Origin of the sequence: Noviherbaspirillum pedocola, assembly GCF_016632335.1 — a bacterium.
Lineage (GTDB): Bacteria > Pseudomonadota > Gammaproteobacteria > Burkholderiales > Burkholderiaceae_D > Noviherbaspirillum_A > Noviherbaspirillum_A pedocola.
Window position 1 is genome coordinate 295,009 of the sequence record NZ_JAEPBG010000001.1, and the last position, 17,620, is coordinate 312,628.

Here is a 17,620-nt window from a genome sequence, read left to right on the forward strand (position 1 = left end):
CTCCTAGTCGGCGAGAAAGCTGATCAGCTCTCGCGTGAATTCGGTCGGCCGTTCCCAGTTCGACAGATGCGCGGCATCCAGCTCGACATAGCGCGCGCCGGGAATCGCGTCGGCGACCGCGCGGCCATCCTGCGGCGGCGTCGAACCGTCATGGGTGCCGGCGATGACCAGCGTGGGATTCTGAATCGCGGCGATGTCGGCGCGCTGATCCATGTCGCGCACTGCGGCGCAATTTGCGGCATAGCCCTGCGTTGATGTGCGCAGCAGCATGGCCTTCACCACCTCGACCTGGCCCGGCGCACGCTGCTGAAAGTCCGGCGTGAACCAGCGGTCCAGCACCGCCGGCACCACGGCTGCCATGCCTTCCTTCTGCACCGTGGCGATGCGGCTGTTCCAGGCGTCGGCCGTGCCGATCTTGGCCGAGGTATTGCACAGCGCCAGCTTGCCAAAGCGCGCGCCATGGTGCACGCCCAGCCACATGCCGGTCATGCCGCCCATGGACAGGCCGCAGAAATGCGCGCGCGCGATGTTCAGGCCATCCATCAGCGCAATCACGTCGTCGCCGAGCTGGGCCACGGTGTACTCGCCGGGCGCGACTTCGGATTCGCCGTGGCCACGAGTGTCGTAGCGCAGCACGCGGAAGCGCTCCAAGAGCGCCGGCATCTGCGGATTCCACATGCCGAGGTCGGTGCCGAGTGAATTCGATAACACCACCACCGGCGCATCTTCCCTGCCCTCGAGTTCATAACGCAGCAAGAGGCCGTTGACTTGTATCGTGCTCATGAAGATTGCTCCTGTTGATGACGCGCCAGCACCCGGTCCACGAAGAGGCCGGTCGCGCCGAGATAATTGACGGGCGCAAACAGCGCATCGAGTTCCTGCGGCGACAGGTGCTGCGTCACTTGCTGGTCTTCGCCGAGCACCTCACGCAGATGCCGGCCGTTCGCCGCGGCTTGCCGGCTCGCGGCTTCCACCAGGTGATGGGCGTTGAGCCGGCCGATCCTGCCGCCCAGCGCCAGCATCACCGCTTCGCCCATGATCAGGCCATGGGTGATATCGAGATTGGCGCGCATGCGATCCGCGTCGACCGACAGCCCGGCTGCGACTTCGCGCATCTGCCGCAGCGCGCCGAAGCTGGCCACGGCAATCTCGGGCAGCGCATCCCATTCCGCCTGCCAGCCGCCGAGCGCGCGCTCATGTTCCTGCACCATGCCTGCAAGTACGGTGGCAACCAGCCCCGGAACTCGCACAGCGGCAGTCAGTGCAGCAGCGCAGGCCACCGGATTGCGCTTGTGCGGCATCGTCGACGAGCCGCCTTTGCCGGGCGCCGCGGGTTCGGCGGCTTCGGCGACATCGGTCTGCATCAGCAGCGACACATCGCGCGCCATCTTGCCCAGGCTGCCGGTCAGCATGCCGAGCGCGGTGGCGATGTCGGCAATGCGGTCGCGCTGCGTATGCCAGGGCATGGCGGGCAATGGCAAGTCCAGGTCCTGCGCCAGGCTTTGCGCCACCGCGAGCCCCTGGTCGCGCAGGCTGGCCAGCGTGCCGGCCGCGCCGCCGAACTGGAGCGCGAGCGCATCGGCCTGCAAGGCAATGATGCGATTGCGATGATTCAGCATCGCATCCAGCCAGCCCGCAGCCTTGAGACCGAAGCTGATCGGCAATGCATGCTGCATCCAGGTACGGCCGATCATGGGCGTGTCGCGATGCGCGCGCGCGAGCTGCGCGAGCGCATCGATGATGCCGTCCACTTCCGTGTGAAAGAGTTGCAGCGCCTCGCGCAATTGCAGCATCAGGCCGGTGTCGATCGCGTCCTGGCTGGTCGCGCCCCAATGCACATATTTGCCGGCCTCGGCATCGCGCCGCGATACCGCCGCGGTCAACTGCTTCACCAGCGGAATGGCAAGATTGCCGGCCGAAGCGGCTGCCTCGGCCAGCGCGGGAAGATCGATCTGTTCAGCATTGCAGGCGGCAACGATTGCCGCCACCGCGCTTTGCGGAATGACGCCGTGCGCGGCTTCGGCGCGGGCCAGCGCCGCCTCGAAGTCCAGCATGCGCTGCACTGCGGCGGTGTCGGAAAACACCGCCAGCATGGCCGCGCCGCCGGACAGCGGCCGCGTCAGCGTAAAGCCCCGCTCGAACGCCGCAGTCATCAGACGCGCTCGATCACCATTGCAATGCCCTGGCCCACGCCGATGCACATCGTGCACAGCGCGAAGCGGCCGCCGGTGCGATGCAGCTGGTACATCGCGGTGGTGACCAGGCGCGCGCCGCTCATGCCCAGCGGATGGCCGAGCGCAATGGCGCCGCCGTTCGGGTTCACGCGCGGATCGTTGTCGGCAACGCCCAGCATGCGCAGCACCGCCAGACCCTGCGAAGCGAAGGCTTCGTTCAGCTCGATCACGTCCATCTGATCGATGGTCATGCCCAGTCGCTGCAACAGCTTTTGCGATGCCGGTCCTGGGCCGATGCCCATCACCCGCGGCGCGACGCCGGCGGTGGCCATGCCGACGATGCGCGCGCGCGGCGTCAGGCCGTGGCGTTGCGCCGCTTCCTCGTTGGCCAGCAGCAGCGCGCAGGCGCCGTCGTTCACGCCCGAGGCATTGCCGGCGGTGACGCTGCCGTCCGGGCGCACCACGCCGCGCAGCTTGGCCAGCGCTTCGATATTGGTTGCGCGCGGATGCTCGTCATGCTCCACCGTGATCGCGTCGCCCTTCTTCTGCGGAATGATCACCGGCGTGATTTCCTGCGCCAGGATGCCGGCCTTCTGCGCGGCGGCTGCCTTGTTCTGGCTCGCCATCGCGAAGGCATCCTGGTCGGCGCGGCTGATGTTGTAGTCGACCGCGACGTTCTCGGCAGTCTCGGGCATCGAATCGACGCCGTATTGCGCCTTCATCAGCGGATTGACGAAGCGCCAGCCGATGGTGGTGTCGAAGATGTTGGCATTGCGCGAGAAAGCGCTGTCGGCCTTGCCCATCACGAAGGGTGCGCGGGTCATCGACTCGACGCCGCCGGCGATCATCAGGCCGGCTTCGCCGGACTTGATGGCGCGCGCGGCGGTGCCGACCGCATCCATGCCCGAGCCGCACAGGCGGTTGATGGTGGCGCCCGGCACTTCGTGCGGCAGGCCAGCCAGCAGCAGCGACATGCGCGCGACGTTGCGGTTGTCTTCGCCGGCCTGGTTGGCGCAGCCGTAGATCACGTCGCCGACCATGCTCCAGTCGACTTCGGGATTGCGCGCCATCAGCGCGCGCAGCGGGATGGCGCCGAGGTCGTCGGCGCGCACATCCTTCAGTGCGCCGCCGTAGCGGCCGATGGGAGTGCGGATGGCGTCGCAGATAAAGGCTTCGATCATGATGTCTCCTTGTATGTCGGTTATGCGGCGCGCGCGAGCGGCACGCCGGTCAGTTTCTGCAGTTCGTCGAAAGAGATGTCGGAGACGATCTCGCGCACGACGAGGCCTTCGGGCGTGACGTCCAGCACCGCCAGGTCGGTATAGATGCGCGAGACGCAGCCGATCGCGGTCAGCGGATAGCTGCACTCGGCCACGACCTTGCTTTCGCCACTCTTGGTCAGGTGCTCCATCATCACGTACACGTCCTTGGCGCCCAGCGCCAGGTCCATCGCGCCGCCGACGGCGGGAATCGCATCCGGCGCGCCGGTGTGCCAGTTCGCCAGGTCGCCCTTGACGGACACCTGGAAGGCGCCGAGCACGCAGATGTCGAGATGGCCGCCGCGCATCATCGCGAAGGAATCGGCATGGTGAAAATAGGCGCCGCCTTTGAGCAGCGTGACCGGCTGCTTACCGGCGTTGATCAGGTCGGGATCTTCCTCGCCCTGCAATGGCGCCGGCCCCATGCCAAGCACGCCGTTTTCGCTGTGCAGGAAGATTTCGCGGTCCTGCGGCAGGTGATTGGCCACCATGGTCGGCAGGCCGATCCCCAGGTTTACGTATGCGCCCTCAGCGATATCCTGAGCGACGCGTTGCGCCATCTGGTCGCGTGTCAGACGTTTCATGCGGCCTCCTTGACGATGCGCTTGACGAAGATGCCCGGCGTGACGATGTTTTCCGGATCGAGCTCGCCGAGCTCCACCACTTCCGATACCTGGGCGATGGTGACCTTCGCCGCTGAAGCCATGATCGGGCCGAAATTGCGCGCGGTCTTGCGATAGACCAGGTTGCCCCAGCGATCGCCGCGGTGCGCCTTGATGAGAGCGAAGTCGGCGTGAATCGGCGACTCCAGCACATAGTGGCGGCCATTGATCAGGCGGGTTTCCTTGCCTTCAGCCAGGAGCGTGCCGTAGCCGGTGGGCGTGAAAAAGCCGCCGATGCCGGCGCCGGCGGCGCGGATGCGCTCGGCAAGGTTGCCCTGCGGTGTCAATTCCAGCTCGATGTCGCCGCTGCGGTACAGGCCGTCGAACACCCAGGAATCGGTCTGGCGCGGGAAGGAGCAGATGATCTTTTTTACGCGCCGCGCCTTGAGCAGCGCAGCCAGGCCGGTGTCGCCGTTGCCGGCATTGTTGTTGACGATGGTGAGCTCTTTCGCGCCTTGGGCGATAAGCGCATCGATGAGCTCGGCCGGCATGCCGGCATTGCCGAAGCCGCCGATCATGACCGTGGCGCCGTCATGCACATCGGCCACCGCCGCTTCGAGCGAGGGATAGATTTTATTGATCACGTGTCGGTCTTTCAGACGTTGAGGGGAACCGGAACGGCAAGGATGTTAATCACCTTGGATCATTGACAACAACATCTGCCAACTCTCTTAACAAATATCGCAGCGGCATTTTTCGAAACGTAACATCCGGCCGTTGCTCGTTTGCCACTTTTCCTTCCTGAACGTCTCGTCTTTTGTCATACGAAAAAGTTCAGCGCTGCTCGCAAGGAAAGTCACCCGCGGGCCGTGCCAATTACTCAGCAGGCTCTATAATTCGCCAAGGTTGTTCGTTAAACGAACATTTGTCTGTTTATAGAACAGTTGCCGAGTTTTTCATACGACAATGGCGGACGTCAAGGCAGCAAATTGGAAATGTGTGCGACTTTCGAACGTAATTTTCAAACATTCATGCGAGGACCACATGCAGGCATATCAGGAGTCGAACACATCGGAATCATTGGAATCGTCCCATGACAAGGCCATGACTATCGCCCAGGAAATCGAGGCGATGACCGATCCAAGCTTCATGACTTCGCTCGCACGCGGCCTCGCCGTGGTACGGGCGTTCAGCGACCAGCGCCGTAGCCTCACCATCGCCCAGATCAGCCACAAGACCGGCATTCCGCGCGCTGCCGTGCGCCGCTGCCTGTACACCCTGAAGCGGCTCGGCTATGCGGATTCCGAAGCGAACAATTTCTCGCTGAAACCAAAGATCCTATCCCTTGGCTATTCCTATCTGTCCTCCACGCCGCTGACCGTCTCAGCCCAGCCCTGCCTGAACAGCATCAGCCGCGCGCTGAACGAATCCTGCTCGCTCGCCGTGCTGGACAACGATGAAATCCTGTACGTTGCCCGCTCGGCAACCTCGCGCGTGATGTCGATCGCGCTCAATACCGGCAGCCGCCTGCCGGCCTACTGCACGTCGCTCGGGCGAGTGATGCTGGCCAACCTGCCCGAAGACCAGCTGCAGGCCTATCTCGACCGGGTCAAGCTGCGTGCCTACACCGAGCGCACCGTGGTATCGACCGCGCGGCTGCGCGAAATTCTGTCCGAGGTGCGGGTGGCGGGTTATGCGATCGTCGAAGAAGAGCTGGAAGTCGGCCTGCGCTCGATCGCGGTGCCGGTGCGCGGCGCGTCGGGCACGGTGCATGCAGCGTTGAATGTCGGCGCGCAGGCAACCCGGGTGTCGACGCGGCAAATGGAAGAGGAATTCCTGCCGGTGCTGTTGCGCGGCGCGCAGGAATTGTCTGTATTGCTGCCCTGATTGCGATAAGCGATTACCCAAAAGCAAACATCCCGCATGCGTGCGGGATGTTTGCTTTTCAGCGCCTGATTTTCAGGCGCCTGCTGCGCAATGCCTTGCGATCACTCGGCATGAGCCAAGCTGTTTCGATCAGTCGAGCAGATCCTTCATGTCGTCGGCATGCTCTTCCTCGTCGGCCATGATCTCGGTCAGCATCAACCGCGTGGTCGGATCGGTATCGCCGATGCGGTCGATCATCTGGCGATAGGACTCGATCGCCACGCGTTCCTCGATCAGGTTGGCCCGGATCATGGCGCGGATGTCGTCCGAGGCATCGTATTGCGCATGGCTGCGCTCCATCAGCGTGGACGGATTGAAGTCCGGCTCGCCATTGAGCTGCATGATGCGTTCGGCGATGCGGTCCGCATGGCCCTGCTCCTCGTTCGCATGCTCGAGAAATTCCGCGCGCACCGCGGTGTTTTCCATGCCGGTAGCGGTGAAGTAATGGCGCTTGTAACGCAGCACGCACACCAGCTCGGTAGCCAGCGCGTCGTTGAGCATGGCGATGATTTCCTGGCGATTGCCGCGGTAGCCGGGGCTCACTGCGCCCTCGTCGGTGGCCCTGGTGGCCGCGGCGCGGATTGCCGCCGTGTCGAGTTTTCCTGCCGTATTTTCTGCCATCGTCTTTCCTTTCGAGAGATGTGGTCCGATGTTCTCTCGCTGAGCGAGCACTTTGTTCAGACTGCATCATGCCGACGATGTTCCGGCGGGTCGGTTCGGCAACGAACACAACTCGGCAGTGGCCCGCCCTCGCCCGACCTTTCGAGAACGGATTTCAGTAGGCGATCCGGTAACGGTAGCCGCGATAGTTCAGCACCATTTCCCTGGGCAGCAGTTTTTCCAGCGTCAGGCCTGGTGCAACCTGTTCGCCTTCGCGCCGCAAGCGGTTGTTGATCAGCACCGAGCGATCTGCCGGATTGCTCGCATAGATGTAGCCATTGATGGCCAGCGTCGGGATCTCGCGCTGGATCTGTGGCGGCAAGTCCTGCAGCAGGGAAACCGGCTCGGTGTGCGCTTCAGGCGATGGTTTGGCTGCGACGGCGGAGGTCGGACGAGCGGTTGAAGCCGGTGGTGCGGCCGGCCGCTGCGCCTGCGGCGTAGAGGCAGCGCTTGGCCGCGATGCCGTCACGGTTGGCGATGGACGCGGCGCGACGGTCGAGGCAGCGGCGGCCGTTTGCGATGGAGTCGACTTCGCTGACTGTGTCAATGGCGCCGCGCCGCCAGGAGCAAAAGCCGGTGGCGAGGAAGCGGCGGATGCCCCCGCCTGCTTCGCCGCATTTGCGGTCAGCTTCACGCCTGCAGGCTGCTCATGCTGCGACAACGCAAACCATCCCGCGAAAATCGCCGCGCCAAGCACGGCCACCGCCACGCCGCCGAGCAGCAGCGGTGAACGCCTTGTCGCCGTATCCGGCAGCGTCGGCACCAGCGGCTGCGTGCCGAGGTCCGGAACGGATCCGCGCGAGCGTTCCGCCTGGGCCTTTTTCAGGGCTTCGAGTATGTAGGACATCCGGCTCTATTCCTTCCCATCCTTGCGGGCCGCGAGATTACGCAGCCGCGGCTCCGTTTCCCCACTGGCGCTGTTGATCAGCATGACGGTCATGGGCCCGACCACGCCATCCGGGCGCAATCCCTGCGCCGACTGGAACGCGCGCACCGCTTTTGCCAGCGCCGCATCGTAGGCGCGTCCTGGCGCCGGCGCCGCATCGCCGTTGACCGTGGCCAGATGCGCGGCAATCCAGTCGACATCCGAGCCGCGGTCGCCGGCTTTGAGCAGCGACCGGAATTCCGGACTGCCGCGCCACAGCGTCAGATATCGCCCCGGCAGGCGCCGTTCCAGCGCGGGCAGACTGATGCGCGCGGTGCTGCCGCCCAACTGCAGTTCCGCGCCGGAGGCGTCCAGCGCCAGCAGCAGTGCATAGCGCTGGGCGCCGTTGTCGTCATTCAATGTCAGGATCGCCGGGCGTCCGAGCTGGCGCAGCTCGGCCAAACCGCCGGCGCCGTGAAAGCAATGCAGGTTTGATTGAAGGAGGACATCGCAGGAAGTTTTCCCTTCCGCCTGCCCGCTCCAGAGCGCGGCCAGCGCTCCGAGCAGTTGCGTTTCCTGCGCCGGCGCGGCGGCGAGCGCAGCGGAAAGCGCCTCCGGCCTGAGCAGTTCCGGCGCGACGGCATCGGGGTGCTGCGTCTCGGCTGCGGCGATGGGCTGGTCCATGCCGGGCGCGGCAGGCGGCGTCACCGTTTGCGGCTTGTCCTGCTCGTGCAGTGCGGCTTTGGCTTCAGCCGCGGCCGGCGCGGCTGGCGGCGACGCGGCGTTTCCAGTCGCGGCGCGGCCAGCCGTCGTTGGTGAGCCGCTTGGTGCACCGCCCCCGTGGGGCAGCGGCAGATACCCCATATGCACCGCTCCCGCCACCAGCAGCGCGCAACAGCCCAGCGCAAACGCGCCGGTCAGCAGGCGATCCCGCGTGCGGCGCGGCAGCGCAACCGTGCCAAAGACTTCCCTGGCCGCCTGCAGCAGAATGCGGCGATTCACCTGGCGCGCGCCCAGCGCATACGCGCCCAGCAAGGCGCGGTCGCACAGCAGGTTGATGCGCCGCGGAACACCGCGACTGAGCCGGAAGATCAGTTCGCCAAGCTGCGGCGGAATCGGCGATGGCCCCTTCAGGCCCGCAATCGCCAGCCGGTGCAGCACATAGCCGGTGGTTTCCACCGCATTCAGCGCATCGAGGTGATAGCGCGCAATCACCCGCTGCGCCAGTTGCTCCATCTCGGGCGCGGCCAGCATCGTGCGCAGCTCGGGCTGGCCGATCAGGATGATCTGCAGCAGCTTGCGCTCATTGGTTTCCAGGTTGGTCAGGAGGCGCAGCTGCTCCAGCACGCTCGGCGACAGGTTCTGCGCCTCGTCGATGATCAGCACGTTATTGCGCCCGCCCGCATGCGAGGCGAGCAGATGCCGGTTCAGCGCATCGACCAGCTCCTTCTGCGATTGCGGCGCCTCGCCCAGCGGAATGCGGAATTCTTCGCACACCGTCAACAGCAGTTCCTGCGCGGTGAGTTTCGGATTGAAGATGTAGCCGACCTGGCAATGCGCCGGCGCCTGCTCGAGGAAGCAGCGGCAAATGGTAGTCTTGCCGGCGCCGATTTCGCCGGTCAGCAGCACGATGCCGCCGCCGGCGTCCACGCCGAACAGCAGATGCGCCAGCGCCTCGCGGTGGCGTTCACTCATGAACAGGTACTGCGGATCCGGCGCAATCGAGAACGGCGCGAAGCGCAACTGGAAAAAGTCGGTATACATGGGAAGGATCAAAAGCGACCGGCAAGGCTAGCACGAAGCGGCAGCCGAGGAAATGCGGCGCGCAACTGGGCACTTGCCGGCACGGCGTGCGCTGATTAATCTTGCGGCTCACCGGAACCCGCCATGCCGCATCTCTCCTTCGCTTTTCGACGCCACCTCACACTGACGCTTGTCTCCCTTGCCGCCCTGCTCGGCGGCTGCGCCATGCAAGTGCCGGCGCCGGCGCTCAGCGGCCCGGCCATCACGATCTATGCCGCCGGCGATATTGCCGACTGCCGCTGGCGCCTGCCCAGCCTGTCCGGCGCGGCCGCCACCGCCGCGCTGCTGACCCCGCTTCTAGCCGCCGATCCCGAAGCCCGGGTGCTGGCGCTGGGCGATCTGACCTACCCGGTCGGCCTGCCGGCCGAATTCACCGATTGCTATGCGCCGACCTGGGGACGCTTTCGGGAACGCACGCTGCCGGTTCCAGGCAACCATGAGTACTACACGCCGCTCGCGCCCGGCTACTACGGTTACTTCGGCGCGGCGGCGGCGCCGGAACGCTCTGGCCATTACGCCGTCCAACTCGGGTCATGGCGGGTGATTGCGATCAACAGTGCGATCAGCGGGCCTGCCGCGGAGGCGCAATTGGAATGGCTGCGCGCGGAATTGAGCGAACACCGCTCGCGTTGCACACTGGCATTCTGGCATCATCCGCGCTTCAGTTCGGGCGGGCATGGCGACAATGCCAGGCTCGCGCCGATCTGGACGCTGCTGGCCGAAGCCGGCGCGGACCTGGCGCTCAGCGGCCACGACCATGATTACGAGCGCCTCGCACCGCAGGACAGCGCCGGCCGCCGCGACGACGCGCACGGCCTGCGCCAATTCGTCGTCGGCACCGGCGGTGCGCAGCTGACGCCTTTCCTGTTTACCTCGGCGAACAGCGAACGGCGCGATAATTCGACCCACGGCGTATTGCGTCTGGCGCTGCGCGACGATGGCTATGAATGGGAATTCCTGGGCGTCGCCGGCAACTTCCAGGACAAGGGCGCCGCGCGCTGCCACGCCAGGAGCGCGGCGAAATAATCGGAAACCACAACATGCATATCGAAGAATCCATCAAGCTCGACTTCAAGGACGTGCTGATCCGTCCGAAACGTTCCACCCTGACCTCGCGTTCCGAGGTCGACATCCACCGGGAATTCAGCTTCCACCATTCGAAGCGCCAGTATCACGGCATCCCGATCATCGCCGCGAACATGGACACCACCGGCACCATGGAAATGGCGCGCGCGCTCGGCCGCCATGGTTTGTCGGCCGCGCTGCACAAGCATTACCCGGAAGAGGAACTGGTCGCGTTCTTCCAGTCGCTGGCCGCCGACGGCCTGCCTGCCTCCTGCGCTTTCTACTCGATGGGCATCGGCAAGAGCGACTATGACAAGTTCGAATCGGTGATGACGAAGAGCGGCAGCGCGATCGAATACGTCTGCATCGACGTGGCCAATGGCTATACCGAAGGCTTCATCAATTTCGTCAAGAAGGTGCGCGGCAATTATCCGCACCTGACCATCATGGCCGGCAATGTCGTCACCGGCGACATGACCGAGGAATTGATCCTGGCCGGCGCCGACATCGTCAAGGTCGGCATCGGCCCGGGCTCGGTCTGCACCACGCGCAAGATGACCGGCGTGGGCTATCCGCAATTGTCGGCAGTGATCGAATGCGCCGATGCCGCGCACGGCCTGGGCGGCCAGATCTGCGCCGACGGCGGTTGCGTGGTGCCCGGCGATCTGGCCAAGGCTTATGGCGGCGGCGCCGACTTCATCATGCTCGGCGGCATGCTGGCCGGGCATGACGAAACCGCGGGCGAACTGGTCGAGCGCGACGGCAGGCAATACAAGCTGTTCTACGGCATGAGCAGCCGCGCCGCGATGGAAAGATATGCCGGCGGCGTGGCCCGCTACCGCGCCAGCGAAGGCAAGGAGGTGCTGGTGCCCTATCGCGGACCGGTCGAAGACACGCTGCAGGACATCCTCGGCGGCGTGCGTTCAGCCTGCACCTATGTCGGCGCGCACAAGCTGAAGGAACTGACCAAGCGCACTACCTTCGTACGCGTCACCCAGCAGTTGAACGAAGTCTTCGGCAAGTCCTGAAGCCATGGACCGCGAGTCCGCGCTGCGGCTGTTCTTTGCGCTCTGGCCGGACGACGCGACCCGCGCCGCGCTGGCCGGCCTGCAGCGCGGGCTGCGTGGCCGCGCTACGGCAAAGGAAAACCTGCATCTGACGATGGCCTTTCTCGGCGCGCAGCCGGCCGCGACGCTGCCGGTTTTGCGGGGGATTCTGGCCGAACTGCAGCGGCCCGACATCGCCCTCGTCATCGATGAACTTGGCTATTTCGCCCGGGCGCGCATAGCCTGGGCCGGCATGCGCGAAGCGCCGCAGGCGCTGCGTGACTGGCAGGCCGAACTCGTCAGCCGGCTGGCTGACGGCGGCATCCTGTTTGATAAAAAACCCGGCTTCACGCCGCATGTGACGCTGGCGCGCAATGCGGCGCCGGTGGAGGCAGGACCGGTTGAGCCGCTTGCATGGATGCGGCCGCAACTCGTGCTGGTACGGTCGGAAACCCGGCCGGAGGGCGTGCGTTATGCGGTGATCGGATCTGCCGACACTGCGGACGATGCCGGCGCGGCAGCCGACTGAGACGCCGTTTCCGCCAGCCGGCGCAGCACCAGCGCGGCGGCGGTCAGGCCGAAGCTGGCAGTCACCACCATCGCGGAACCGAAACCGGCGCAATTGAGGCCGGTGACCGCGCGGTCGGCAAGATCGCAGGCATCGGTCTGCGGATAGCGCAGCGGTTCGGTGGAAAACACGGCGTCGATGCCGAATTTGCTCTTGGCGCCGCGCGGAAAGCCGTGCTGCGCGCGCAGGCGCTTGCGCACCTTGGCCAACAGCGGCTCCTGCTCGGTGCGGGCCAGGTCGCGCACTTCGATTCGGGTCGGATCGATCTGTCCACCGGCGCCGCCCACGGTCACCAGCGGAATCCGCCCTGCGCGGCAATACACGATCAGCGCGGTCTTCGCGCGCACGTCGTCGATGGCATCGATGACATAGTCGTAATGGCCGGCGCCGATCATCGCATCGAGATTGTCCGCGGTGATGAAATCCTCGATCTGCGTGACCTGGCAATACGGATTGATTTGTGCGATGCGATCGGCCAGCGCGCTGACCTTGGCCTGACCCAGCGTATCGGTCAGCGCATGGAGCTGGCGGTTGATGTTGGACTCGGCGACATTATCCAGATCGATCATGGTAATGTGCCCGATCGCGCTTCGGGCCAGCGCTTCCGCGACCCAGGAACCGACGCCGCCGACCCCGATCACACAGACACGGGCATGGCGGAAGCGGTCGAGCGCGGCGGCGCCATACAGGCGCGCGATGCCGCCGAAACGGCGATCGAAGTCAATATCGGCGATGGCGGCAATGGCGGGTTGGGGTGCATACGGTTCCATCCCGCGATTTTAACGGAGAGCAAGGCGATTGTTAGATTCGTGTGCGATCTTTGTCGCAGCGCAACGAATGTTTGTTCTTTCGACTACAATTGTCCAAACTTAATCTATTGTCCACTTCATCATGCATCGTCGGCCATTTCGGAGTGCCGAAAGCCAGGCCGCGAATTGCATGATGCCCTTCCCGACAAGAACATGACCGCATCCCTGTTCGACACCGCGCCGGACTTTGACCAGCCGATAGCCGTGCTGCGTCATTGCCATGACCGTATCCGCAAGCAATTGCGCACGCTGCAGGGGCTTGCCGGCCCCGAGGGCCAGGCCGCCAGCATTCAGGAACGCGCGCAGGCCGCATCGGCCGTATTGCGCTATTTCGAGAAGGCCGCGCCGAATCACCACGCCGACGAAGAAGACGATCTGCTGCCGATGCTGCGCGCCACCGCGCGTGGCGACGATGCCGCGCTGCTGGAGCGTCTCGCGCCGAACATCCTGGATGAGCATCGCAAGATGGAGCCGCTGTGGGCGGCGCTGGAAGCGCCGCTGCGCCGCATCGCCGCCGGGGAAACCGCGCAGCTGGATGCCGCCGCCGTGGCCGAGTTCAGCCGGCTTTACCTATCGCACATGGAAATCGAGGAAGGCAATATCGCACCGATGGCCAAGCGCCTGTTCTCCGACGAGCAGATGACGCGCCTGGGCAATGCGATGCGGCGCCGGCGCGGCATCGATGGGGACGCGGCATGAGCTCCTCGATCGCCCATCTGCGCAAGGATTACAGCCAGGCCAGCCTGTCGGAGGCCGATGTCGATCCCAACCCCTTCGCGCAATTCGCGACCTGGTTCGATGAAGCGCTGAAGGCCGAGGTGCCCGAAGCCAATGCGATGAGCGTCGCTACCGTCGGCGCGGATGGCCGGCCGTCGTCGCGCATCCTGCTGATCAAGGATTTCGACGCCCGCGGCTTCACCTGGTACACCAACTACGCCAGCCGCAAGGGCCGCGAACTCGCCGCCCATCCTTATGCCGCGCTGCTGTTCCACTGGATACCGCTGGAGCGCCAGGTGCGCATCGAGGGTCGGGTCGAGCAGGTGCCGGCCGAGGAAAGCGATGCCTATTTCGCGGTGCGGCCATTGAAGAGCCGGCTCGGCGCGATCGCATCCAGCCAGAGCGAGACCATCGAAAACCGCGCCGCGCTGGAAGATCGCTTCGCCCGCGTGGAAAGCGAGTATGGCGATGCCCCGACGCGACCAGCGCACTGGGGTGGATACCGGTTGATTCCGGACAGCATCGAATTCTGGCAGGGGCGCCCGTCGCGCCTGCACGATCGCATACGGTATTTGCTGCAAGCCGATGGCACCTGGAGGCGCGAACGGCTGCAGCCCTGACATGGGACGCCGGCGCCGGAACCCCGCCGCCGACCTTGCCCGACATGGTTTTTCACGGTTTGGAGGAAGTCATGTACTGGGAAAAGAAGTTGGAGCACTGGGTTGACGGCATCCGCCACCAGGCGGCGCTGCCGCTGCGGCTGCAGCTGTGGAACGGGCAGCAATTCGATTTCGGCAAGCAGTCGCCGCAGGTGACGGTGAAGGTGCCGAATGTGTCATCCCTGCCCTTCCTGCTCAAGCCTTCGCTGGCCAACCTTGGCCGCGCGTATGTCGAAGGCAAGCTCGAGGTCGAAGGCCGGCTGAACGCCATCATCGAAATCGCCAACGCGCTGGCCGCCAACAGCATGACCGCCGAGCGCCGCGCGCCCTGGTTCCACAATCCCTTCCATCACACCAAGAAGAAGGACGCCGAGGCGATCCAGTATCACTACGACGTCTCCAACGAGTTCTACCAGATGTTCCTGGACCCGGCGATGGTCTACTCCTGCGCGTATTTCGAGAATGGCGACGAGGACTTGGCCACCGCGCAGCAGAAAAAGATCGACCACATCCTGACCAAGATCCAGGTGCGGCCCGGCGACACGCTGCTCGACATCGGCTGCGGCTGGGGCGCGCTGGTGCTGCGCGCGGCGCAGAAGTTCGGCGCGCGCTGCGTCGGCGTGACGCTGTCGAAGAACCAGCATGCGCTGGCCACCGAGCGGGTCAAGGCCGCCGGCCTCTCGGGCCAGATCGAGATCCGGCTGCAGGATTACCGCGATGTCCAGGGCACCTTTGACCGCGTCACCAGCGTCGGCATGTTCGAACATGTCGGCCTGAAGAACCTGCCGCTGTACTTCGCCAAGATCAGTTCATTGCTCAAGGATGACGGCCTGGCGATGAACCACGGCATCACCAGCACCGACGTCAACAGCGGCGAAACCGCCTACGGCGGCGGCGAGTTCATCGATACCTATGTCTTCCCGCAGGGCGAGCTGCCGCATATCAGCCAGGTGCTGAAGACAATGCAGATGGGCGGCCTGGAGCCGTTCGACGTGGAAAACCTGCGGCGCCACTATGCGAAGACCTGCGGCATCTGGGCTGAGAACTTCGAAGCCAATGCCGACAAAATCCGCAAGGCTGTGGACGACAAGCGCTTCCGCATCTGGCGGGTGTACCTGGCGGGTTGCTCGTATGCGTTCGAGCACGACTGGATCTCGCTGAACCAGGTGGTGTGCGGCAAGTCGGGAAGGGACGCGTCGCGGCTGCCGTGGTCGCGGCGGTACATGTATCGGTGAGCGGTATTGAATTGCATTGAATCGTAGCTTGGGCTGACGAAGGAAGCCCAACGGGAGTCCGCACGGGATCGGGCTTCCGTTGGGCTTATCAGCCCAACCTACGCACCGCCCTAACCCGCCAGCCGGTCCGCGTGCATCTTCCTGAACTTCGCCACCTTGGGCGCAATGATGTACGCGCAATAACCCTGCATCGGGTTCTGCCGGAAGTAGTTCTGGTGATAGGCCTCGGCCTTGAAGAATTCCGGCGCCGGAGCCAGCTCGGTGACGATGGGCGCGTCCCACACATTGGCCATTTCAGCGATCACATGCTGCGCCGTATCACGCTGCGTCTCGTCGTGGTAGTAGATCACCGAGCGGTACTGGGTGCCGATGTCATTGCCCTGACGGTTCAGCGTGGTCGGGTCGTGGATCGTGAAGAAGACTTCCAGGATGTCGCGATAGCTGATCTTGTCAGTATCGAACACCACGCGCACCACCTCGGCATGCCCTGTCGTGCCTTCGCACACGTCCTCGTAGCGCGGGCTCGGCACTGCGCCGCCGGCATAGCCGGATTCCACGCTCACTACCCCCTTCAGTTCCTGGTACACCGCTTCCAGACACCAGAAGCATCCGCCGCCCAATGTTGCCGTTTCCGTTGCCATGGTCTGTCTCCGTCCAAATCAAGAATCACGCCGCGCTGGCATTCAGCCGCCGGTGCCGCCCACCGTCACGCCATCGATGCGCAGCGTCGGCTGGCCCACGCCCACGGGCACGCTCTGTCCTTCCTTGCCGCATACGCCGATGCCCGAATCGAGGCGCATGTCGTTGCCGATCATCGAGACGCGGTTCAGCACATCCGGCCCGTTACCGATCAGCGTGGCGCCCTTGACCGGATAAGTGACCTTGCCATCCTCGATCATGTACGCCTCGGACGCCGAGAACACGAACTTGCCGTTGGTGATGTCCACCTGGCCGCCGCCAAAGTTCACCGCGTACAAACCATTCTTCACCGAGGCGATGATTTCCTGCGGATCGCGATCGCCGCCGAGCATGTAGGTATTGGTCATGCGCGGCATCGGCAGATGGGCGAAGGATTCGCGCCGCGCATTGCCGGTTACATCCATCTTCATCAATCGCGCGTTCATCGTGTCCTGGATATAGCCCTTCAGGATGCCGTCCTCGATCAGCGTGGTGCACTGGGTCGGATTGCCTTCGTCATCGATGTTCAGCGAGCCGCGCCGATCCGCCAGGGTGCCGTCGTCGACCACGGTCACGCCGGGCGCGGCCACGCGTTCGCCGATGCGGCCCGAGAAGGCCGACGAGCCCTTGCGATTGAAGTCGCCTTCCAGGCCGTGACCGATCGCCTCGTGCAGCAGCACGCCGGGCCAGCCCGGGCCGAGCACCACGGTCATCGGGCCTGCCGGCGCCGGACGCGATTCCAGGTTGGTCAGCGCCGAAGCCACCGCTTCGCTGGCGTAGCGATCGAGCAGCTCGTCGCTGAAATAGGAATAGTCGTAGCGACCGCCGCCGCCGGAAGATCCGACTTCGCGCCGGCCGTTCTGCTCGGCGATCACGGTCACCGAGATGCGCACCAGCGGCCGGATATCCGCGGCCAGCACGCCATCGCTGCGCACCACCAGCACCACGTCGTATTCGCCGGCCAGTCCCGCCATCACCTGCACCACGCGCGGATCCTTGGCCCGGGCGATGCGCTCGATGCGCTCGAGCAGACCGACCTTGCCGGTGGCTTCCAGCGAGGCGATCGGATCATGCGGCAGATACAGCGAGCGGCCGCCGCTGGGCTGCACCGCGCTGGCAACCTTGATGCGGCCCGCGCCCTGGCGCGCGATGGTGCGCGTGGCAGCCGCCGCTTCGAGCAGCGCCGCCTCGGAAATCTGGTCGGAATAGGAAAACGCGGTGCGCTCGCCCGAGACCGCACGCACCCCAACGCCCTGGTCGATCGAGAAGCTGCCGGTCTTGACGATGCCTTCTTCCAGGCTCCAGCCCTCGCTCTTCGTGAACTGGAAATACAGGTCGGCATAGTCGACCTTGTGGGTGAACATGCTGCCCAGCGCCTTGAGCAGCTTGGCTTCGTCGAGGCCGAAAGGCGTCAGCAGCACATCGCGGGCGACGGCGAGCGTCTGGAGATTGGGTTCGAATGCTTTCATGGCCTGTGCGATTAGCGGATAGATGCGGGTTGGTACGACAGATTAACCGATCGATGACAAGTTTGTGCGCAGGACACACGCGTCG

At 64.8% G+C, this 17,620-nt stretch carries 18 protein-coding genes; 7 read left to right on the top strand and 11 right to left on the bottom strand.

Going from position 1 to position 17,620, the window contains the following annotated elements; all coding sequences use genetic code 11:
- Nucleotides 1–3: 3 nt before the first annotated feature.
- Genes pcaD through JJB74_RS01370 form a run of 5 tightly spaced genes read right to left on the bottom strand, consistent with a single transcriptional unit; the run spans nucleotide 4 to nucleotide 4,679 of the window.
- Nucleotides 4–783, bottom strand: a complete 780-nt coding sequence (pcaD, locus tag JJB74_RS01350) for a 3-oxoadipate enol-lactonase (RefSeq protein WP_200589952.1) — start codon at nucleotides 781–783, stop codon at nucleotides 4–6.
- Nucleotides 780–2,153: a 3-carboxy-cis,cis-muconate cycloisomerase gene (locus JJB74_RS01355; protein WP_200589954.1), complete on the bottom strand. Its 1,374-nt coding sequence runs from the start codon at nucleotides 2,151–2,153 to the stop codon at nucleotides 780–782. Before JJB74_RS01355 ends, pcaD begins: the two co-directional genes overlap by 4 nt.
- Complete coding sequence (gene pcaF, locus JJB74_RS01360; RefSeq protein ID WP_200589956.1) at nucleotides 2,153–3,355, bottom strand: 3-oxoadipyl-CoA thiolase; 1,203 nt, start codon at nucleotides 3,353–3,355, stop codon at nucleotides 2,153–2,155. The genes JJB74_RS01355 and pcaF overlap by 1 nt, the downstream gene beginning before the upstream one ends.
- 20 nt (nucleotides 3,356–3,375) lie before the next feature.
- On the bottom strand, nucleotides 3,376–4,017 hold the full coding sequence (locus JJB74_RS01365) for a CoA transferase subunit B (RefSeq protein WP_200589958.1): 642 nt from the start codon (nucleotides 4,015–4,017) through the stop codon (nucleotides 3,376–3,378).
- The gene (locus JJB74_RS01370) at nucleotides 4,014–4,679 is read right to left on the bottom strand and encodes a 3-oxoacid CoA-transferase subunit A (protein ID WP_200589960.1); all 666 of its coding nucleotides are present in this window, start codon (nucleotides 4,677–4,679) and stop codon (nucleotides 4,014–4,016) included. The genes JJB74_RS01365 and JJB74_RS01370 overlap by 4 nt, the downstream gene beginning before the upstream one ends.
- 460 nt (nucleotides 4,680–5,139) lie before the next feature.
- On the opposite strand from JJB74_RS01370, the gene JJB74_RS01375 reads away from it, so the two are divergent.
- Nucleotides 5,140–5,922, top strand: coding sequence for an IclR family transcriptional regulator domain-containing protein (locus JJB74_RS01375; RefSeq protein ID WP_234483459.1), 783 nt, complete (start codon nucleotides 5,140–5,142; stop codon nucleotides 5,920–5,922).
- 129 nt (nucleotides 5,923–6,051) lie between these two features.
- On the opposite strand, the gene JJB74_RS01380 is transcribed toward JJB74_RS01375, so the two are convergent.
- The 3 genes from JJB74_RS01380 to JJB74_RS01390 form a co-directional block, all read right to left on the bottom strand.
- Entirely contained in the window at nucleotides 6,052–6,582 is a 531-nt protein-coding gene (locus JJB74_RS01380) for a ferritin-like domain-containing protein (protein WP_200589964.1), read from the bottom strand.
- A gap of 154 nt (nucleotides 6,583–6,736) precedes the next feature.
- Nucleotides 6,737–7,468: a general secretion pathway protein GspB gene (locus tag JJB74_RS01385; protein ID WP_200589966.1), complete on the bottom strand. Its 732-nt coding sequence runs from the start codon at nucleotides 7,466–7,468 to the stop codon at nucleotides 6,737–6,739.
- 6 nt (nucleotides 7,469–7,474) lie between these two features.
- Nucleotides 7,475–9,250 carry an ExeA family protein gene (locus JJB74_RS01390; RefSeq protein WP_200589968.1) on the bottom strand — a complete coding sequence of 592 codons (1,776 nt, stop codon included), beginning with the start codon at nucleotides 9,248–9,250 and terminating at the stop codon, nucleotides 7,475–7,477.
- Nucleotides 9,251–9,373: 123 nt separating this feature from the next.
- Between JJB74_RS01390 and JJB74_RS01395 the strand changes: the two genes are divergently transcribed.
- The 3 genes from JJB74_RS01395 to thpR are packed head-to-tail and all read left to right on the top strand — an operon-like array spanning nucleotide 9,374 to nucleotide 11,929.
- Entirely contained in the window at nucleotides 9,374–10,315 is a 942-nt protein-coding gene (locus JJB74_RS01395) for a metallophosphoesterase family protein (protein WP_200589970.1), read from the top strand.
- A 14-nt stretch (nucleotides 10,316–10,329) separates the two neighbouring features.
- The gene (locus JJB74_RS01400) at nucleotides 10,330–11,382 is read left to right on the top strand and encodes a GMP reductase (protein ID WP_200589972.1); all 1,053 of its coding nucleotides are present in this window, start codon (nucleotides 10,330–10,332) and stop codon (nucleotides 11,380–11,382) included.
- Nucleotides 11,383–11,386: 4 nt separating this feature from the next.
- Nucleotides 11,387–11,929, top strand: a complete 543-nt coding sequence (gene thpR, locus JJB74_RS01405; protein WP_200589974.1) for an RNA 2',3'-cyclic phosphodiesterase — start codon at nucleotides 11,387–11,389, stop codon at nucleotides 11,927–11,929.
- Here the strand turns inward: thpR and tcdA are convergent.
- Nucleotides 11,872–12,738, bottom strand: coding sequence for a tRNA cyclic N6-threonylcarbamoyladenosine(37) synthase TcdA (tcdA, locus tag JJB74_RS01410; protein ID WP_200589975.1), 867 nt, complete (start codon nucleotides 12,736–12,738; stop codon nucleotides 11,872–11,874). The genes thpR and tcdA overlap by 58 nt on opposite strands.
- Before the next feature lie 192 nt (nucleotides 12,739–12,930).
- On the opposite strand from tcdA, the gene JJB74_RS01415 reads away from it, so the two are divergent.
- The 3 genes from JJB74_RS01415 to JJB74_RS01425 all read left to right on the top strand — a co-directional run bounded on the left by JJB74_RS01415 (nucleotide 12,931) and on the right by JJB74_RS01425 (nucleotide 15,388).
- Complete coding sequence (locus tag JJB74_RS01415; protein WP_200589977.1) at nucleotides 12,931–13,476, top strand: hemerythrin domain-containing protein; 546 nt, start codon at nucleotides 12,931–12,933, stop codon at nucleotides 13,474–13,476.
- Complete coding sequence (pdxH, locus tag JJB74_RS01420) at nucleotides 13,473–14,114, top strand: pyridoxamine 5'-phosphate oxidase (protein WP_200589979.1); 642 nt, start codon at nucleotides 13,473–13,475, stop codon at nucleotides 14,112–14,114. The genes JJB74_RS01415 and pdxH overlap by 4 nt, the downstream gene beginning before the upstream one ends.
- Before the next feature lie 71 nt (nucleotides 14,115–14,185).
- Nucleotides 14,186–15,388 carry an SAM-dependent methyltransferase gene (locus JJB74_RS01425; RefSeq protein WP_200589981.1) on the top strand — a complete coding sequence of 401 codons (1,203 nt, stop codon included), beginning with the start codon at nucleotides 14,186–14,188 and terminating at the stop codon, nucleotides 15,386–15,388.
- 110 nt (nucleotides 15,389–15,498) lie between these two features.
- On the opposite strand, the gene msrA is transcribed toward JJB74_RS01425, so the two are convergent.
- Nucleotides 15,499–16,029, bottom strand: coding sequence for a peptide-methionine (S)-S-oxide reductase MsrA (gene msrA / locus JJB74_RS01430; RefSeq protein WP_200589983.1), 531 nt, complete (start codon nucleotides 16,027–16,029; stop codon nucleotides 15,499–15,501).
- Nucleotides 16,030–16,071: 42 nt separating this feature from the next.
- Complete coding sequence (gene tldD / locus JJB74_RS01435) at nucleotides 16,072–17,535, bottom strand: metalloprotease TldD (RefSeq protein ID WP_200589985.1); 1,464 nt, start codon at nucleotides 17,533–17,535, stop codon at nucleotides 16,072–16,074.
- Between the last annotated feature and the right edge of the window lie 85 nt (nucleotides 17,536–17,620).